The sequence below is a fragment of the Sphingomonas adhaesiva genome (assembly GCF_036946125.1).
In the GTDB taxonomy this organism is placed as follows: domain Bacteria; phylum Pseudomonadota; class Alphaproteobacteria; order Sphingomonadales; family Sphingomonadaceae; genus Sphingomonas; species Sphingomonas adhaesiva_A.
In genome coordinates this window covers 1,455,792-1,473,947 of sequence record NZ_JAQIJT010000002.1, presented here as the reverse complement: position 1 = coordinate 1,473,947, position 18,156 = coordinate 1,455,792, and the positions used below count along the sequence as shown (strand labels likewise).

The 18,156-nt window shown below is 70.7% G+C and carries 16 protein-coding genes and 1 tRNA gene; 10 read left to right on the top strand and 7 right to left on the bottom strand.

The window, feature by feature from the left end; all coding sequences use genetic code 11:
* Nucleotides 1-432 precede the first annotated feature (432 nt).
* Nucleotides 433-1,191, bottom strand: a complete 759-nt coding sequence (locus PGN23_RS13300; protein WP_335303407.1) for a queuosine precursor transporter — start codon at nucleotides 1,189-1,191, stop codon at nucleotides 433-435.
* Nucleotides 1,192-1,250: 59 nt separating this feature from the next.
* Here PGN23_RS13300 and PGN23_RS13295 point away from each other — a divergent pair.
* Nucleotides 1,251-1,327 (top strand) — tRNA-Arg (locus tag PGN23_RS13295).
* A gap of 19 nt (nucleotides 1,328-1,346) precedes the next feature.
* Here PGN23_RS13295 and PGN23_RS13290 read toward each other — a convergent pair.
* Both PGN23_RS13290 and PGN23_RS13285 read right to left on the bottom strand, forming a co-directional pair.
* A complete protein-coding gene (locus tag PGN23_RS13290; protein ID WP_335303406.1) occupies nucleotides 1,347-2,453 on the bottom strand; it encodes a flagellar basal body P-ring protein FlgI in 1,107 nt (368 codons plus the stop codon).
* A complete protein-coding gene (locus PGN23_RS13285; protein WP_335303405.1) occupies nucleotides 2,453-3,055 on the bottom strand; it encodes a flagellar basal body L-ring protein FlgH in 603 nt (200 codons plus the stop codon). Before PGN23_RS13285 ends, PGN23_RS13290 begins: the two co-directional genes overlap by 1 nt.
* A 306-nt stretch (nucleotides 3,056-3,361) precedes the next feature.
* Here PGN23_RS13285 and PGN23_RS13280 point away from each other — a divergent pair, with 306 nt between their 5' ends.
* From PGN23_RS13280 to fliF, 7 genes are read left to right on the top strand one after another with little or no spacing between them, the layout of a single operon-like run.
* The gene (locus PGN23_RS13280; RefSeq protein WP_335303403.1) at nucleotides 3,362-3,898 is read left to right on the top strand and encodes a flagellar basal body rod C-terminal domain-containing protein; all 537 of its coding nucleotides are present in this window, start codon (nucleotides 3,362-3,364) and stop codon (nucleotides 3,896-3,898) included.
* A complete protein-coding gene (locus PGN23_RS13275) occupies nucleotides 3,895-4,665 on the top strand; it encodes a flagellar hook-basal body protein (protein ID WP_335303402.1) in 771 nt (256 codons plus the stop codon). The genes PGN23_RS13280 and PGN23_RS13275 overlap by 4 nt, the downstream gene beginning before the upstream one ends.
* Before the next feature lie 3 nt (nucleotides 4,666-4,668).
* Nucleotides 4,669-5,070: a flagella basal body P-ring formation protein FlgA gene (locus PGN23_RS13270; protein WP_335303401.1), complete on the top strand. Its 402-nt coding sequence runs from the start codon at nucleotides 4,669-4,671 to the stop codon at nucleotides 5,068-5,070.
* Entirely contained in the window at nucleotides 5,067-5,417 is a 351-nt protein-coding gene (locus tag PGN23_RS13265; protein WP_335303400.1) for a flagellar basal body rod protein FlgB, read from the top strand. The genes PGN23_RS13270 and PGN23_RS13265 overlap by 4 nt, the downstream gene beginning before the upstream one ends.
* Nucleotides 5,414-5,842: a flagellar basal body rod protein FlgC gene (locus tag PGN23_RS13260; RefSeq protein WP_335303399.1), complete on the top strand. Its 429-nt coding sequence runs from the start codon at nucleotides 5,414-5,416 to the stop codon at nucleotides 5,840-5,842. The genes PGN23_RS13265 and PGN23_RS13260 overlap by 4 nt, the downstream gene beginning before the upstream one ends.
* Nucleotides 5,842-6,141 (top strand): flagellar hook-basal body complex protein FliE, encoded by a 300-nt coding sequence (locus tag PGN23_RS13255; RefSeq protein WP_335303397.1) that lies wholly within the window; start codon nucleotides 5,842-5,844, stop codon nucleotides 6,139-6,141. The genes PGN23_RS13260 and PGN23_RS13255 overlap by 1 nt, the downstream gene beginning before the upstream one ends.
* 4 nt (nucleotides 6,142-6,145) lie before the next feature.
* Nucleotides 6,146-7,411 (top strand): flagellar basal-body MS-ring/collar protein FliF, encoded by a 1,266-nt coding sequence (gene fliF / locus PGN23_RS18440; RefSeq protein ID WP_443019784.1) that lies wholly within the window; start codon nucleotides 6,146-6,148, stop codon nucleotides 7,409-7,411.
* Nucleotides 7,412-10,836: 3,425 nt separating this feature from the next.
* On the opposite strand, the gene PGN23_RS13240 is transcribed toward fliF, so the two are convergent.
* Nucleotides 10,837-11,730: an alpha/beta hydrolase family protein gene (locus PGN23_RS13240; RefSeq protein ID WP_335303393.1), complete on the bottom strand. Its 894-nt coding sequence runs from the start codon at nucleotides 11,728-11,730 to the stop codon at nucleotides 10,837-10,839.
* An 81-nt stretch (nucleotides 11,731-11,811) separates the two neighbouring features.
* Between PGN23_RS13240 and parC the strand changes: the two genes are divergently transcribed.
* Nucleotides 11,812-14,058 (top strand): DNA topoisomerase IV subunit A, encoded by a 2,247-nt coding sequence (parC, locus tag PGN23_RS13235; protein ID WP_335303392.1) that lies wholly within the window; start codon nucleotides 11,812-11,814, stop codon nucleotides 14,056-14,058.
* Between the two features lie 96 nt (nucleotides 14,059-14,154).
* Entirely contained in the window at nucleotides 14,155-15,828 is a 1,674-nt protein-coding gene (locus PGN23_RS13230) for a putative bifunctional diguanylate cyclase/phosphodiesterase (RefSeq protein ID WP_335303390.1), read from the top strand.
* On the opposite strand, the gene PGN23_RS13225 is transcribed toward PGN23_RS13230, so the two are convergent.
* Genes PGN23_RS13225 through PGN23_RS13215 form a run of 3 tightly spaced genes read right to left on the bottom strand, consistent with a single transcriptional unit; the run spans nucleotide 15,798 to nucleotide 18,150 of the window.
* Nucleotides 15,798-16,997, bottom strand: coding sequence for a CCA tRNA nucleotidyltransferase (locus tag PGN23_RS13225; protein ID WP_335303389.1), 1,200 nt, complete (start codon nucleotides 16,995-16,997; stop codon nucleotides 15,798-15,800). The two genes, PGN23_RS13230 and PGN23_RS13225, sit on opposite strands and share 31 nt — an antisense overlap.
* Nucleotides 16,985-17,575: a CoA pyrophosphatase gene (locus PGN23_RS13220; protein ID WP_335303388.1), complete on the bottom strand. Its 591-nt coding sequence runs from the start codon at nucleotides 17,573-17,575 to the stop codon at nucleotides 16,985-16,987. The genes PGN23_RS13225 and PGN23_RS13220 overlap by 13 nt, the downstream gene beginning before the upstream one ends.
* Nucleotides 17,572-18,150, bottom strand: a complete 579-nt coding sequence (locus tag PGN23_RS13215) for a DUF1285 domain-containing protein (RefSeq protein ID WP_335303387.1) — start codon at nucleotides 18,148-18,150, stop codon at nucleotides 17,572-17,574. Before PGN23_RS13215 ends, PGN23_RS13220 begins: the two co-directional genes overlap by 4 nt.
* Nucleotides 18,151-18,156 lie beyond the last annotated feature (6 nt).

The following is an 18,156-nucleotide window of genomic DNA, read 5'->3' as shown; positions in this document are numbered from 1 at the left end:
ATTCTGTTCGAAGACAGAAGCCAGAATCTCCTCATCGCCCTTCTTTATCTTTCCAGCGACCATCCCCAGTCGTGCCGGTGGGCCTGGCGGGCATAAGCCTTGCTCGACCATTTGTTCACGCAGGCGCGTCAGGACGACGCCGGGCAGCGTTCGCTCGCAGAAAAGCTTATACTTGCCCTTCGTCGCACCTTCCGAGTTGCATATCTCGGCTGCCTGGACCCCCGTAGAGTCGAAGAAGCTCTTGCATTCAATCGCGAGCAGTTCATTGGTTGCACCGCGGTAGGCCACGACGTCGACCTCCCAGTCGGGGGTGCTGAAACGCCCAATCTCGACCTTCTGAGCCTTGGTCAGCTTCACGCGAACCGACGTCTGAACCCAATATCCCTCCTGCCAGAAGAATTCGGCCACGAGCTGCTCGAAAGCGTCCACGCGTCACACCTTCGCGCGAAACGGCGTGAAATTCGTCGCGCGGTCGTAGACGTCCAGCCCCTCGGCGCGCTTCAGGCCGCCGATGACGACATAGGTCAGCGGCGTCAGCAGCACTTCCCAGCCGACCTTCAGCGCCCATTGCGTGAAGAGGACCTGGATCACCAGATCGTGCGTCCAGCCCTGCGCGCCCCAGAAGGCGAGCGGATAGAAGATCACGCTGTCGACCGCCTGCCCCGCGATGGTCGAGCCGATGGTGCGCATCCAGAGATGCCGCCCGCCGGTCGCGACCTTCATCCGGGCGAGGACGTAGGAATTGACGAACTCGCCGGCCCAGAAGGCGCACATGCTGGCGAAGACGATGCGCGGCACCTGGCCGAAGATCGTCTCGTAGGCGGCCTGGTTGGTCCAGTCCGGCGCGGGCGGCAGCGCGACCACCACCCAGGACATCAGCGCCATGAAGACGGTCGCCGCGAAACCGACCCAGATGACGCGGCGCGCGCGCGCATAGCCATAGACCTCGGTCAGGACGTCGCCGATGATGTAGCTGACGGGAAAGAACAGGATGCCCGCACCGAACGGCCATGGGCCGATGCCGGGCAGCACGACCTGCGCCACCTTGCCCGCGCCCAGCACGTTCGAGAGCAGCAGGATCGCGACGAACGCGGCCATGACCATGTCGTAATAGCGCAGCTGCCCGCCGGCGATGGCGCCGGCCTCCACCGCTTCGACCGCGGGCGTCGCATTGATCGGTCGGTCCCCCATGCCGACGATCATGCCGCCTGTTTCGCGCGGCGGCAATCCGCGCTAAGCCGCCCCGGCGCGCGCCCGTAGCTCAGTTGGATAGAGCAAGGAGCTTCTACCTCCTCGGTCGGGGGTTCGACTCCCTCCGGGCGCGCCAACCCCTGGCTGTTCCACGATCATTCGACGACCAGTTCGGCGTGGAGCGCGCCGGCGGAGCGGAGCGCCTGGAGGATGCCGATCATCCGCCGGGTCCCGACGTGGAGCTGGTGCAGCCCCTGGACCAGGTCGCCGACCGTGGTCGATCCCAGCCGGATCGCGGCATCGTCGCCCCCGTCGTCGACATCGAGTCGGGTGTTGGTGATGACGAGGCTGGCGATGTCGTTCGACAGGCCCGAGATGAAGCTGGGCTGCGACGCGTCGCTGCGCGTCTCCACCTGCACGCGGATGTCGCCCTGCGAAATGACCGCGGGGGAGATGGTGACGTCGGCGCCCGCGACGACGGTGCCGGTACGCTCGTTGACGACGACGCGGAACTGGCGCGCGGGCTGCACCGTCAGCGCCTCGATCGCGGCGATGCGATCGGCGACGGCGGCGGGATCGGACGGCGGGACGATGGTGACGCGATCCGCATTGTCGACCCGCGCGGCGCCCACGCCGAAGCGGGCGACGATCGCCGCAGCGACGTTGCGCGCGGTCTCGAAGTCGGGCTCGGCCAGCAAAAAGGCCATCGTGCCGCCCGGGCCGACGAGGCGGGCGTCGACCGCCTGTTCGATCGTCGCCCCCATCGCGATGCGGCCGGTCGTGGGATAGTTGCGCTGGTGGCTGTTCAGCTGCGCCTCGAACTGGTGGCCGCCGACGACCAGCGGCCCCTGCGCGAGCGCATAGACATGCTGGTCGGGGCCGACGAGCGAGGTCATCAGCAGCGTGCCGCCCGCGATGCTGCGCGCATCGGCGATCGAGGACACGGTGACGTCGATCTGGTCGCCGACATTGGCGGAGGCGGGCAGCCGCGCGGTGACGACGACCGCGGCGACGTTGCGGCTGCTGATGTCCTCCGGCGCGACGTTGCTGCCCAGCCGCGAGAGGACGTTGCGCAGCGCCTGTCGCGTGAGCGCGCTGTTGCGCGAGTCGCCGGAGCCGGACAGGCCCGTCACCAGCCCGTATCCGACCAGCGCATTGTCGCGCCATCCGTCGAACCGTCCCAGCGCCTTGATCGGCACCGTCTGCGCGACCAGCGGGGACGGCAGCAGCAGAAGCGCGACCGCGCCCAGAAGCCGGCGCATCAGCCGAGCCCCAGCAGCGCGAATAGCCGCTGGATCAGCCCCGGCCGTGCGCCGCGCGAGACGAAGCCCTTGCCGTCGTAATCGATCCGCGCATCGGCGATGCGGTTGGAGGGGACGCGGTTCTCGCCATCGATGTCGGCGGCGCGGACGCGGCCGCGGACCGCGACGAACGTCGCCTCGCCGTTGACGTCGAAATGCTGACCGCCGCCGATCACGAGGTCGCCATTGGGCAGCACCTGCGCGATGGTCGCGGTCATCTGCGTCACGAAACGCTCCGACCGGCGGGTTTCGCCGCGCCCCCTGTACGCGCCGCCGAGCGACAGGTCGCCCGACTCGTCCACCCCGCCGAGGTCGATCCGGCCCGTGACGGAGGATGAACGCTGCGTCCCGCTCTGCACGGTCGAACTCGCCTCCGCCGCCTGGACGATGACGATGGTGATGAGGTCGCCGGGCATCATCGCGCGTCGGTCGCCGGCGAGCGATTGCGTGACGCCGGGGCGATAGAGATCGGTCGCACGCGCCGCCGCGACCGGAACGATGACGCCGGTCGCGAGCAACGCCCACGCGGCATGACCCCATATTCTCCCCACCACGTCGATCATCTCCCCACCGGCCCCCCGGCCGATCCCGCTCGTTGACGATTCCCCGGCCGGCGATAGCGCAGGATCGCCTCACCGCTTCCCGTCGATTGGTCCATTCCGGATGGGAACCATTGCGGACCCGAATACCGACAGGCATCAGCCAGTCGATCGATGGGGCGGGACATGAGCGGGATAGCAGAGATAGCATCGGGCATGATGGTCAATGCTCAACGAAGACTGACGGTTACTGCCGGAAACCTGAGCAATATTTCAACGCCGTCGTACCGATCCATGCGGGTATTTGCGCGTGTCGTGGAGGTGCGTGACATGATGCCGTCGGAGCAGGTGAAGCCGGTATCGCCACGGGCGGCGGGCGCGGTGACGCAGACGGGCAACGCCTGGGACGTCGCGACCGGAGGCGCGGGCGTCCTGATGTTCCGGACCGACGACGGCTTTCATGCGGCGACCTCCGCGCAGCTGCGCCGCGATGGCGACGGGCGGCTGGTGGATGCGGGCGGCGGCGCGATCCAGGCGGCAGGCGGCGGCGACATCGTGATCGGCGCGGGCGCGCCGACGATCCTGAGCGACGGCACCATCGTGATCGCGGGGCAGGCGGTCGGGCGGATCGGCGTGTTCGCGGCGTCGGACGATGCCGCGGGCGTGATGCGGGGCGGCGTTCCCGACGAGATCGCCGACCCCGTCGTGCGTCAGGGCTACGTGGTTCCGTCGCAGGTCGACACGGCGACCGAGATGGTCGAGCTGACCAGGGCCGGACGGCTGGCCGAAACCGGGGCCAAGGTGTTCCAGATCTACGACGATCTGGCGGGGCGCGTGGCTGCACGGCTCGGGGAGATCGGGCGATGAGCGGCGCGATGGAGATCGCCGCGATCGGGCTGCGTGCGCAGCAGCGCGCGCTGGAGGCGATCGCGGGCAATATCTCGAACATCAACACCCCCGCCTTCAAGCGTTCGGGAATGCGGTTCGCGGCGCTGGTGGGGGCGTCGGCGGTGGATCGGGCGCACGGCGGCGATCCGGTCGATGGCGCGGCGGTATCGGGGGTGGCGCAATGGGCGCAACCGATGATCGATCAGCAGGGGCAGGTGGAGCGCACCGGCGGCAGCCTGGATCTCGCCATCGACGGGCGCGGATTCATCGAACTGATGGGGCCGGCGGGGCGGACGTTGTTGTGGCGCGGGGGAACGTTGCGCGTCCTGGACGACGGTCAGCTGGCGGCGTCCTCCGGCCTGGTGCTGAAGGCCGGGATCACGGTGCCGCGTGATGCGGCGGGCATCCGGATCGACCGCGACGGCAAGGTCCATGCCCTGACGGGTGAGGATCGGGGCGGGAGCGAGATCGGGCAGATCGCGCTGGTGACGCTCGATGGTGGAAGCGCGGTGGAGCGGCTGGACGACGGCGTCTATGCCGTGGGGGATGACGTCGAACTGAGCGACGCGGCGGCGGATGAAGGCGGCATGGGCCATCTGGTCCAGGGCGCGCTGGAGCGGTCGAACGTCGATCTGAACGACGAGATGGTCGGGATGCTGGTCACGCAGCGCGCCTATGCCGCGAATGCGCAGGTGGTCCGCGCGATCGACGAATTCCTGAGCCTCGCCAACGGGCTGCGGCGGTGAGCGATGGTGGCGATGATTTTCCTGATGCTGGCCACGGCGGGTGATTGCGTCTTCCTGCGCACGGCGGTCGACGCGGGCGCCGTCGTGGCGGCGGACGATGTCGAGCGGGGTGCCTGTCCCGATCGGCCCGTACCGGCGAAGCTGCGCTACGATGCGCGGCGGCATGTGGCGGTCGCGCGCGCGGCGATGACCCGGGGCGAGGCGTTGGGGCGGGTGTACGTCCCGGCGCGGTCGGCGGTGATGGCGGGCGACCGGATCACGATGGTGTCACGGGTCGGCCATGTCGCGGTGTCGCAGGAGGTGGTGGCGCTCCAGCCCGCCGAGGCGACCCAGCGCCTCTTCGTTCGTGACGGGGACGGGCGCGTTGTGCTGGCGCCCCGGCTGGCGGCGGGGGCGCGGCGATGAGCGGCGAGCCGCATGTGGTGACGCTCGGCGCACGGGCGCTCGACGGCTTGTCGATGCGGATGGCGGCGCTGGCGCACAATATGGCGAACGTCAGCACGCCGCGCTTTCGCCCGCTGGAGGTCCGCTTCGAGGAACGATTGCGCGCGGCGGAGGCGCGGGGCGGCGACGCGCTCGACCGACTGCGTTTCGATGCGACCGCGGGTGCAGCGCTGCGCCCCAACGACGATCGCCGCGTCGACCTGTTGATCGCCGACGCGTCGCAGACGGCGATGCGCTACTCGGCGCTCGTCGACATGCTCGGCCGCCGGCTCGCCTTGCGCAGCGCGATCCTGGGAGGTGGGCGATGACGATCGATCCGGTCGCGATCAGCCGTTCCGCGCTGGATGTCGAGTGGCAGCGGATGCAGGTGGTCGCGCAGAATCTGGCGAACGAGAACACCACGCGCGTGGCCGGGGGCGGTCCCTATCGGCCCATGCGGCTGGTGTCCGGGCCGGGGGGCGGGTTCGCGACGATGCTCGATCGTGGAAATGCCATCGCGCAGCCGCGCGGTGTCGCGGTGCTGGGGGTCGAGCCCTCCGGGGGCGTGCGCCGGGTGTATGAGCCGGGGCATCCCGACGCGGATGGCGCGGGCTTCGTCAGCTACGGCGACATCGATCATGCGGGGGAGATGGCGCTGCTGGTCAGGACCGCGCGCGTCTACGAATCCAATCTGACGGTGATGGCGCTGGCGCAGCAGATGGCGATGCGCGCGCTCGATCTGGGTAAGAGGTGATGGCGGTGATCGTCCCGGTGGCGCCGGTCGCGCCGGCGCCGGGGCCCGCGGTGCAGGTGGCATCCGCCAGCGCGCCGGCGCAGGGCTTCGGTGCGTTGCTGTCGTCCGGGCTGGCGGCGGTCGACGCGCGGGTGGCGCGGGCGGACGCGCTGGTCGCGGCGGTGGCGCGGGGCGAGACGGTGCCGATGCACGATGTCGCGCTCGCGCTTGAACAGGCCCGTCTCTCGGTCGAGATCGCGGCCGAGGTGCGGACGCGGATGCTGGACGCGTATCGCGATTTCATGAAGATGCAGGTCTGAGCTGATGGCCTCGATCGTTCAGGATCACGACCGCGACGTGGTCGTCCCGCGCCGGCTCGCCCCGACGGGGTGGTCGCTGTGGCTGATCGCGGGCGGCGTCGTGGTGGCGCTGTTCGCCGTCTATTGGCTCTTCGTCCGCACCAGCTACGTGCCGCTGCTGACCGACGTCGCGCCGCAGGACGCCGCCGCGATCGTGAAGGTGCTCGACGAGCGCAAGGTCGACTATCGGCTGCAGGACGAGGGGCGCACCATCACCGTCGCGCGGGACGCGGCGGATGGCGCGCGGATCGACCTGGTCGGCTCCGAACTGCCGATGCGCGGGCAGGTCGGGTTCGAGCTGTTCAACCAGTCGGACATGGGGCTCACCGAATTCGCGCAGAAGATCAATTACCAGCGCGCGTTGCAGGGCGAGTTGGCGCGCACCATCCTGCTGATGAGGGGGATGGATGCGGTGCGGGTCCATCTGGGACTGCCCGAGCGCGGCGTCTTCCGCGATCTCCAGGCGCAGCCCAAGGCGTCGGTGACGCTGATCCTGAAGCCGGGCGCGGCGCTGACCGAGGGGACGGTCGCGGGCATCCAGCAGCTGGTGGCGGGGGCGGTGCCCGACATGGCGACCGGCAATGTCGCGGTGCTGGACGGCGCGGGCCGGGTCATCAGCGATGGCGCGCCGGCGGACGACGCGGGCGCACCGGCGGCGAACGACGCCCTGATCGCGAGCTATCGCAGTCGGATCGCCGCGGCGATCGGGCGGCGGCGCCCCACGCTGCGCTACCAGCTGGTCGTCAGCCTTAACCCCGCCGCCATCGCGGCGTCATCCGACGACATGACCGACGCATCGCCCCCGGTGACGCCGGGGGCCGGGCCGGACATGGCGGTCGACGTCCGCTTCGTCACGGCGACGCCGCTGGACGACGAGCTTCGGTCCGAATTGCTCGCGCTGATCCGCGACGTGATCGGCTTCGACGCGGAGCGTGGCGATCGTATCGTCTTCCTCGTCGGGGTTCTGCCGCGGTCGGCGAGCCCGACGCCCCCGCCGATCGCGCGCGACCGGGTGGTCGCGCGGACCGATCGGCCGATGACGCCGGCGACGCCGGTATCGTGGACGCCGTACTGGCCGCTGGCGGTCGCCGTGGCCGGAATCGCGCTGGCGGGCGCGTGGTGGCGTGATCGCCGCCGGGCCGATCGCCGGCGTCGGGTTGCGCTTTCCGGCTTCGCGGACACGCTGCGCGCCCGCCTGGCGGCACAGGAGGGCGAGACGCATGGCGGATGACGCCACCCTGGCGGAGATGGTTCGACAGCTCGCGGCGATGCCGGAGGGTGATCGGGCGGTCGTGCTGGCGGCGCTGGACGACGCGGAGGCGACGGAGGTCGGCCGGCTGGTCAGGGCGCTGACCGCGGGCGAGCTGTCGCAGCCGCTGCGCGCCGTGCTGGCGGAGGGAGGCGAAGGCGTGACCCCGCGCGCCGCCGCGGCGATCCGCGCGGCGGCCCTGTCGCAGACGGCGGTGGTGCCCGATCCGGCGCCCCCCGGCATGTCCCTGTGGCAGCGCCTGACGGGCGCGGTGTGGGGACGCGCGTGACCATGCTCATCAAACATGGCTCCGCCGTAGCGCGGGAGGCGCGCTTTCCCGTGCCGGCGCCCCCCGTGGTCCCGCCGGCCGTGGTGCCGCCCGTCGCCGCGCCGCCGAGCGAGGAGGAGCGCACCATCGCGCGGCTGATGCAGGAGGTCGCCGCCTTGCGCGGCGAGCGCGACGCGATGCGCGCGCGCTGGGGGGAGGAACTGGCGACGGCCGAGCGGCGCGCGCGCGAGGATGCCGCACGCGACCATGTCGCCGATGACGCGCGCCGCGATGCCCTGCTGAAGGATGCGCTGGAGGCTGCCTGCGCCGCCTTTGCGACGGGGTGGAGCGCGCAGGTCGATCGATGCGCGCGGCAGATGGCGGCGCTGGCGATGGGGAAACTGTTCGCCGTGCGCGCCGAGGACGAGCGATTCCTGGCCGATGTCGTGGCGCGGCGGCTGTCCGGCGTCGACCGCGAGGCTGTCGTGGAACTGCGGGTGTCGCCCGAGGATGCGGCCGGGGCGGCGCTCGACGGCCTGACACCGGGCACGCGGATCGTGGCGGACGGCGCCATGCGGGCCGGGACCGCGCTCGTCCAGCTTCGGCTGGGGGGTGTCGCGATCGACCCGGCCGCCGGATACGCACGGTTGCGCGCGCTCCTGATCGGGGAGGCGGCCGATGCGTGACCTGCCCGCCGTCATCGCGCGCTTCGAACCGTTTCCGGTGCACGGGCGGGTGCGGCGCCTGCGCTCCGGCGAGGTCGAGGCCGACGGTCCCGATGCGCCGGTGGGGGCGCATTGCTGGATCGGCGACGATCCGGCGCGGCGCGTGCGCGCGCAGGTGGTGAGTATCGCCGAGGGTCGCGTGCTGCTGTCGCCGTTCGCGTCGGTGGAGCGGCTCTGCGTGGGGGATCGGGTCGAGGCGTGCGGGGCCGGTCGCGATGCGATGGTCGGCGACGGCTTTGCGGGGCGCGCGATCGATGCGCTCGGGCGACCGCTGGATGGCGGTGGCGACATTGCCGGGCACGACGGCGCGCCGGTGGAGGCGCCGCGCGTGCTCGACCGGGTGACGCCCGCGCACCCCTTTGCCACGGGCATTCGGGCGATCGACGGCCTGCTGACGCTGGGGCGCGGAACCGCGGAGAAGGACGTGATCCGTCGCCGGCCGAGCTTGTCGACGGCGTAATAGGTGGTCGTCGTCGTCGCGTTCGCGCCGCTCGCCGCCTCCTGAAGCAGGTCGCCGGCCCTGTTGTAGGTTCTGATCGTGGTCGTGCCGTCCGCGACCATGACCGCGGTACGATTGGCGGCATCGTTGATGGACAGCGACGTCCATTGGCCCGCGGCGTCGCTGGTCGCGGTCATGCGGCCCAGTCCGTCGTAGACGTAGGTCGTCTGCCCCCGACCGGGGGCCTGCGTCCACAGCAGGTTGCCGGCCTGGTCGTAGATGTAGTTGACCTCGCCGGCGATGTCGGTGGTCTGCCCCGCACCGTCGGCGGAGGCGGTCGCATAGCTGGTCGACCTGATGCGCTGCAGCCGCGCGTCGTACATATGGTCGGTGCGCTGGACGCCGGACTTGTCCCACGCGCCCGCCGCCCAGCCGGCCATCACGGCCTCCGTCGGGGTGCCGGCGGTGTCGTAGACGCCCTCGCTGTACCGGATTTCCGACGTGATCGCGCCGTAACCGTTGCGGACATATTCGGTGACCAGCCCGGCGGGCGTGATGACGAAGCGGAGGTCCCCGGCGGCGTTGTAGACGTAGCGCGTCGTCTGCTGCACCGACGCCCCCGTCGCATCGATCCCGCTGCGCGTCTCGCTCAACAGATGGTTGGCGGCATCGAACGTACGCGTCGTCGTCGCGCCGGTACGGTCGGTGACGGTCTGCGCGACGCCGTTGGCGGTGAAGTCGGCATAGGTCGTGGCCTGGCCCAGCGGATCGGTCGTGCTCGTGACGTCGCCGGCCGCGTTATAGGCGAATTGCCAGACCTGTGCCGCGACGCCGCCGGCGGCGGGCGGAGCGGTGATCTTCGTCAGGTCGCCGGTGCCGTTGTAATCCAGCCGCGTGACCTGCCCAGTGGCGTCGGTGACCAGCGTATAGCCGCTGTTGTAGGCGAGCGAGGTGGTCCGCGTGATGCTCGACGACGCCGTCTGCACGAGCGTGACGACCCGGCCCGACGCATCGTAGGCGACCGACATGGCCGAGCCGTCGGACTGGGCGATGCTGCTGACCCGGCCGCCGGCGTCGTAGCCGTAGGTGGTGACATAGGTCTTGCCGTCGCTGATCGAGTTGTTCTGAGGCGACAGGTCGACCGTGACCGTGGTCAGGCGGTTCGCAGCGTCGTAACCGTACCGGGTGCGCGTGATCGTGCGCGCCACATTGTTCGAGAAGTCGGTGAAGCCGTTGACGATCTGCGCGACGTTCTGGGTCGAGCCGACCCAGTCGTAGCGGATCCACGAGCCGTCGCTGGTGGTGACGGTGTATAGCCGCCCGCCGGCGTCATAGGCGAAGGCCATCGTCGTGCCGACATGGTCGGTGACGCTCTTGATCCGGCCGGCGGCGTCGTCGGCGTACCGCTCGACCGTGCGCGTGTCGCCGTCGGTCCAGACCCATTCGTTCCCGTTGCGGGTGATCGTGTCGTACGCCCCGCCGCCATCCTGGTTGAGGTAGGCGGACCGGCCCGCGTCCCAGACATAGGTCAGATAGCTGCCGTCGCCGGAGACGCGCGCGACCGTGCTGCCCGCGGCATTGACCGTCCCGGTCAGGTTCGTGACGCGGCGATCGGTGCTTTGCCGCCAGCGGTCGTTGTTGTCGTCCTGAAGCGTGGTCAGGCTGTTGTACGACCGCGATACCGACGCGTCGGGGCCGCGCCCGACCAGGAACTCGTCCTGCTTCTGGATCAGCAGATTGCCGGTCGCGGCGTTGACGGAAATCTGGTCGCGCGCGCCGCCCTGGCTCGCGTCCCCCAGCAGGCCCGGCGCCCCCAGCGTCGACGCCGATCCGCGACCCAGCCCGAAGTCCGCCCCCGTGAAAATCCCCACCATGCCCGCCACCCTGTCCGTCTGAAACGGGGCGGAACCCCCCGCCTCGATCCACCATCAGGCGGGCGCGGGAGAAGTTTAGGACTTTCGCGGCGCGGGCGCGGTCACTTCGCCAAAAGGGCCTTTGCGGCGGCCCAGGCCGCGGTTTCCGGCGCGATCAGCTCGACATGGCCGGTCATGGGGACGGTGGTGAGCGTCACCGGGTCCCCGGCGGCGGTGGCGCGGGCGACATAGTCGGTCGCCATGCGGTAGGGGATGATGCGATCCTCACGCCCGTTGACCAGCGCCTGCGGCACGCCGAGCGGCAGCAGGCGGGGGATCGAGGTATCGGCATAAGGGTCGCGGCGGCCGGTGCCGACGAGCTTCGCGACGACGTCGGTGCCGCAGCCGTTGTCGGGGCTGGCGGCGGTGGCCTCCAGATCGGGGAGGCCGCCCAGGCTGACCACGCGGGCGAGGCGCAGGGGACGGGGCGTATGCAGCGGACTGTCCACCGGGAGCCGTGGGCGCGCGGCGAGCCACAACGCCAGATGCCCGCCCGCCGAATGGCCGACGGCGGCGACGTGCCGCAGATCGAGCCCGTATCGCTGCGCCGAGACCGTCAGCAGGTCCGCCGCCGCGGCGACATCCGCGAAGGTGCCGGGATAGCCGCCGCCGGAGCGGTCGACGCCGCGATAGTCGATATTCCACACCGCCACGCCGCTGCGACGCAGATCGTCCGCGATCCAGTCCATCAGGCGGCGGTCGGCGATCTCCGTCTGCCAGCAGCCGCCGTGGACCATCACCACGACGCGGTGCGGGCCCTTGCCGCGGGGCAGCCACAGGTCGACCTTCTGCATCCGGTCGTCGCCGTAATCCAGCGTGGCGTCGGGTTGCGGGCGCGGCCGCCTGGTCAGGTCGGCCCAGGTCAGCAGCGTGGGGGCGGTCATCGCCGCGCACGATGGTGCAGCGGGCAGCAGGGCCGCAAGCGCGAACGAGAGCGTCAGGACACGTAGCGTCATGCCGTTCGCTCTAGCCGCGACCCGATCCGCGCCACACCCCCTTAACGAACCGCGATGCGGCTGGTACGCGGGGGGATTACCATGGCCAGCGTGACCGACTTTCCCGACAACCCGCCCGTGGGCGTGTTCGATGCCCCGTTCGACAGTGCGTTGAGCGAGCGATACCTCGTCTATGCGCTGTCGACGATCACCGCGCGTTCGTTGCCGGACGTGCGCGACGGGCTGAAGCCGGTGCATCGCCGGCTGCTGTGGGCGATGCGGCTGCTGCGGCTCGACCCGTCGCAGGGGTACAAGAAGTGCGCGCGCGTCGTCGGCGACGTGATCGGCAAGTACCATCCGCACGGCGACCAGTCGGTCTATGATGCGATGGTGCGTCTGGCGCAGACGTTTTCGCTGCGGTATCCGCTGGTCGACGGCCAGGGCAATTTCGGCAATATCGACGGCGATAACGCCGCTGCCTACCGCTATACCGAGGCGCGGCTGACGCAGGTCGCGATCGACCTGATGGACGGGCTGGACGAGGATGCGACCGAGTTCCGCCCCACCTACAACGGCGAGGAGCAGGAGCCGGAGCTGTTCCCCGGCGCCTTCCCGAACCTGCTGGCCAATGGCGCGAGCGGGATCGCGGTCGGCATGGCGACCAGCGTGCCGCCGCACAACGCCGCCGAACTGCTGGACGCCGCGATCGCGCTGGTCGACGATGCGCAGGCGGACCCGCTGGCCTATGTGAAGGGCCCCGATTTCCCCACCGGCGGCATGGTGGTGGACGCGCCCGCGATCATTCGCGAGGCCTATGCGACCGGGCGCGGGGCGTTCCGGGTGCGCGCCGCGATCGAGAAAGTGAGCGAGAAAGGTGGCGGCTGGCACCTGATCGTCAGCGAGATCCCGTACGGCGTCGCCAAGGGCAAGCTGATCGAGCAGCTCGCCGCGCTGATCGAGGACAAGAAGCTGCCGATCCTGGGCGACGTGCGCGACGAATCGGACGAGCATATCCGCATCGTGCTGGAGCCGCGCAGCCGCACGGTCGACGCCGGCGTGCTGATGGACGGGCTGTTCCGACTGTCCGACCTGGAAACGCGCGTGCCGCTGAACCTCAACGTGCTCGACAAGGACCGCACGCCGCGCGTGATGTCGCTGCACGAGGCGCTGTCGGCGTGGGTGGCGCACCAGTTCGTGGTGCTGCGCCGCCGTACCGGACACCGGCTGGGCAGGATCGCGGACCGGCTGGAGCTGGTCGGCGGCTACATCATCGCCTTCCTGAACCTGGACCGCGTGATCGAGATCATCCGGACCGAGGACGAGCCCAAGGCGGTGATGATCGCCGAGTTCCAGCTGACCGACCGCCAGGCGGAGGCGATCCTGAACATGCGGCTGCGCTCCCTGCGAAAGCTGGAGGAGATGGAGCTGACGCGCGAGCGCGACGCGCTGGAGAAGGAACAGGCGACGCTGACTGCGCTGCTGGCCTCCGAGCAGAAGCAGCGCACGCGGCTGAAGAAGGATTTCGCCAAGGTCCGCGACCGCTACGGCCCGGAGACGGCGCTGGGCGCGCGGCGGACGCGGATCGAGGAGCGCGCGGCGGCGCGCGACATCCCGCTGGAGGCGATGATCGAGCGCGAGCCCGTCACCGTGATCCTGTCGCAGCGCGGCTGGATCCGCGCGATGAAGGGGCATGTCGACCTGTCCGCGCCGGAGACGCTGAAGTTCAAGGAGGGCGACGGCCCCGCCTTCGCATTCCACGCGCATACCACCGACAAGCTGCTGCTCGCCGCCGCCAACGGGCGGTTCTATACGCTGGCGGCCGACAAGCTGCCCGGCGGGCGCGGCTTCGGGGAGCCGGTGGGGGCGACGATCGATCTGGACGGCGGCACCGGCGTCGTCGCGCTGTTGCGCGCGGGCGCGGCGGAGAAATTGCTGGTCGCGGCGAGCGACGGGCGCGGCTTCATCGTGCCCACCGCGGAGGTGATCGCGGAGACGCGCAAGGGCAAGACGGTGATGACGCCGCGCACCGGCGCGAAGCTGACCGTGGTGCGCACCGTCGCGCCCGGCGACGATTACGTCGCGGTGATCGGCGACAATCGCAAGCTGGCGATCTTCCCGCTGAACGAACTGCCGGAAATGACGCGCGGGCAGGGGGTGCAGCTGCAACGCTACCGCGACGGCGGGCTGGCCGATGCGCGGACCCTGGTCTTCGCGGAGGGGATCAGCTGGGCGATGGGCGGCGGCAGCGGGCGGACCCGGGTGGAGGCCGACCTGACGCCGTGGCGCACCGCGCGCGGCGCGGCGGGGCGGATGCCGCCGACCGGCTTCCCGCGCGACAACCGTTTCTGACGCCCGCCGCGGCGCTGCGGGGCATGCGGCCGCGTAGCCTGCCGAAAAGGTTTGCGTAAGGCGGTCTTAACGCTTGTCGCTTAGGACGGATCGGGCATGAGGACCGGATCCACGATATGGGCGGAGCGCGCCGTGCGACCGATCGTGGTCGCGCCCGGGCTGTCCGCCAGCGAAGGGGCGCTGGAGCTGGTCCCGATCCCGCTCGCGGTCGCGTGCGGCGTCGGCGACCGGCTGGTGTGGGAGATGTCCAACCGCCCCTTCGCGCGCGCAGCGCTGCAGGGGGAGCCCGGGCTGGCCGATGCCGCGCTGGCGTTCCTCCGGTCGGGGGAACCACGACGCGAGCGTGACTGGCAGACGGGTGCCGCGGTCGAGCGACGCCATTACCGCATCGTCTTCACCCGGATGCCGCAACGCGACCTGCCGACGTGCATGGTGGCGTTCGTCGACCAGACCGCGGAGGTCCGCACCGAGGACACGCTGCGCCGCGAGATGGCGACCGACAGCCTGACCGGATTGCCCAACCGCGGCGGCTTCACCGATTCGCTGGAGGCGATGATCGCGCAGGGCGCGCATCGCTGGGCCGTGCTGATGATCGATCTGGAGCGGTTCAGCCGCTTCAACGCCTGCCTGGGGTCGCTGGCCGGGGACGAACTGCTCATCACCGTGGCGCGGCGGATCAAGGGTGCATTGCGCACCCGCGACGTGCTGGCGCGCACCGGGGGCGACGAATTCGGCGTGCTGCTGTCGATCGACGAAGGGTCGCACGAGGCGGACCATGTCGCGCGCCGCATCCGCGACGTGCTGTCGACGCCGTTCCGGCTCAGCGATTACGAGATCCGCATCTCCTGCGCGATCGGCATCGCCTTCGGCGACGAGACGATCGAGGACGGCGAGGACGTGATCCGCCACGCCCAGGTGGCGATGAAGAAGTCCAAGTCCTCCAAGGTGGCGGAGGCGTATCACATCCATTCGCTCGATTCGGCGCGCGAGGAATTCGCGATGGAGACGGCGCTGCGCCGCGCGATCGAGAACGATCAGCTCACCCTGGTCTATCAACCGATCTGCAACCTGGCGACCGGGCGGATCAGCGGGTTCGAGGCGCTGTCGCGCTGGACCGACGAGAACGGCAAGCGCCACGATCCGACGCGCTTCATCCAGGTGGCGGAGGAATCGGGGCTGATCGTGCCGCTGGGGCGCTGGGCGCTCGATACCGCGACGCGCACGCTGGCGCAGTGGGACGCCCGCTTCGGGGCCAAGGGGACGGGGGTAACGGTCGCCGTCAACCTGTCCGCGATCCAGTTGCAGCGCGACAATATCCCGCAGGCGGTGCGCCATTCGCTCGATGCGGCGAAGCTGTCGGGCGAGCGGCTGAAGCTGGAGCTGACCGAAAGCGCGATCATCGCCGATCCCGACCGCGTCACCCGCGTGCTGATGGGGCTGAAGGAGCTGGGCGCCAGCATCGCGATGGACGATTTCGGCACCGGCTTTTCCAACATGGCGTCGTTGCAGCGGCTGCCGATCGATATCCTGAAGATCGACCGCAGCTTCGTGACCGGGCTGCTCCAGGACCGCGACAAGGTCGCGATCGTGCGCGCGATCCTGAGCCTGGCGCAGGCGCTGGGCATGGAAACGGTCGCCGAGGGGATCGAGGCGCTCGACATCGGGCAGACGCTGGCGGCGCTGGGCTGCAACTACGGGCAGGGCTATGCCTATGCCCGCCCGCTCGATGCCGAGGCGGCCTACGCGTTCCTGGCCGAGCGCAACAGCTGATCCGCTTGCTCGTCGGCGATCTGCCCGACACGCGTGGCATCGGGGAAGCCCTCCGCGATCCAGCGATCCTCGACCCGGCGCAAGGTGCGCGCGACGTCGGGACCCCTGGCGATCCCGCGCGCGACCAGCGCGCCGCCGCCGAGCGGGAGTGACGGCGGCGTCCAGCCGATGATCGGGGCCGGGTCCGCCCCCGCCAGCAACAGCCGGTCGAGCGCGACGCTTGTCCCGACACGGTAGGCGAGCGCGCGCGCGCCCTCGTCCCCGACGCCGCCATCCGCCTGGACCAGCCGCTTGCGGTCGTGATTGGACAGCTTCAGCCGCGCGCCGACCCCCTCCGCGGTGCCGGGCGCGACCAGAGCGGCGAGCCGGCGGATCGCGTCGGGCGCGACGCCCGCGGCGGCCTCGCGCGTCGCGAGAGTCGCCAGCCGGGCGACACCGTCCGCCTCCACCTCCGGCAGGACGGGGCGGAACAGGCCGTTTTCCTGCATCAGCCGGACGACCGGCACCGCATCCCGCGCCACCAGCAGCTTGAGCAGTTCGGCCGCGATCCGCTCGCGACTGAGCGCCATCAGGTCGTTGGCGCGCGCGATGCAGGCGGCCAGCCCCGCGGCATCGATGGCATGGCCGAAGCGCGCGTGGAAACGGAAGAAGCGCAGGATCCGCAGGTGATCCTCCGCGATCCGCCGATACGGGTCGCCGATGAAGCGGACCCGGCCCGCGTGCAGATCCGCCAGCCCGTCGAAATAGTCGAAGACCTCGCCGGTCAGCGGATCGGCATAGAGCGCGTTCATCGTGAAATCGCGCCGCGCCGCATCCTCGCGCCATTCATCGGTGAAGGCGACGGTGGCGTGGCGGCCGTCGGTTTCGACATCGCGGCGCAGCGTCGTCACCTCGACGACCGTGCCCGCGCTCACCGCGGTGACGGTACCGTGCGCGATGCCGGTTGGGATCGCCTTGATCCCGGCCGCCTCCAGCCGGCGTACCACCTCGTCGGGGCGGTGCGTGGTGGCCAGGTCGATATCGGCGACGTCGAGCCCGAGCAGCGTATCGCGCACCGCCCCGCCGACAAAACGCGCGTGACCGCCCGCGACGTCGAGCGCGCCGGCCAGTTCCGCCAGCCCGGGGCGGGTGCGCCACGCGGCCATCGGCAACATGGTCACGCCGCCCATCGCAGCCGCCGCGACAGATTGACGATCATGCCCGCGGTCGCGCCCCAGATGCGGCGATCCTCCCACAGCATCTCGTACCAGAAGCGCTCCTTCCCCTGCCACATGCCGGAGGCGCGGCGGTGATTGGCGCTGTCGAGCAGGAAGTCGAGCGGCACCTCGAACACGCTCGCGACCTCGGCCTCGCTGGGGTGGAGGACCAGGTCGGGCGGCACGACGCCGATGATCGGCGTGATGCTGAACCCGGTGCCGGTGCGATAGCGATCCGACGCGCCGATCACCTCGACCGCGGCGGGGGGGAGCGCGATCTCCTCGTCCGCCTCGCGCAGCGCAGCGGCGACGGCGTCCTCCCCGGGATCGACCCGACCGCCGGGAAAGGCGACCTGGCCGGCGTGCTTGCGCAGCGTCTCGGTCCGCTGCGTCAGGATGACGCCGGGGCGCGCGCGGTCGGTGATCGGCACCAGCACCGCCGCCGCGGCGAGCGTGTCGTGCGCGGGCAGGTCGTCGTTGTCGCCGGTCAGCAGCGCGGTCTCATGATCGGAAACCAGGGCGGCGGCCAGCCGCTCGGCCAGCGTCGTCATTCGGCGGGCGCAAGCGGGAAGAACGCCCCGGCGCTCCACACGCCCGGCGGTTCGGCACCGCCCGTCAGCGCGCGCTCCGCCAGCTCGTAGTAGAGCGCGCGCGTGATGAGCGCCTCCAGCCCGGCACCGATCGGCCCGCGGACATGGACATAGGGATGCGGGCCGTCGTCATGCTCCTCGAAGCGGAGCGGGTGCTCGGCCGAGGCGGTCACCATCTCCCCGGTGTTGAGCCGGAAGGCGAGGGTGGCGTCGCGCCCCTCGCCCTCGACCTTCATCTCCACCGCGACGAAGGGGGCATCCTCCACCGCGATGTCCAGCTTCTCGACCGGGGTGACCAGGACATAGCCGCCGTCCGGCTCGCGCCGCAGGATGCGGCTGAACGCGCGCACCATCGCCGCGCGGCCGATCGGCGAGCCCTGGTGGAACCAGGTGCCGTCGCGCGCGATCCGCATCTCGCTGTCGCCGCAATGGTCGGGGTGCCAGCGCTCCACCGGGGGCAGTCGGTCGCTGTCCGCCAGCCGCGCGATGTCCGCGACGGTGAGCGTGTCGAAATCGGGGGGCGGCGTCATCGGCATGACGGC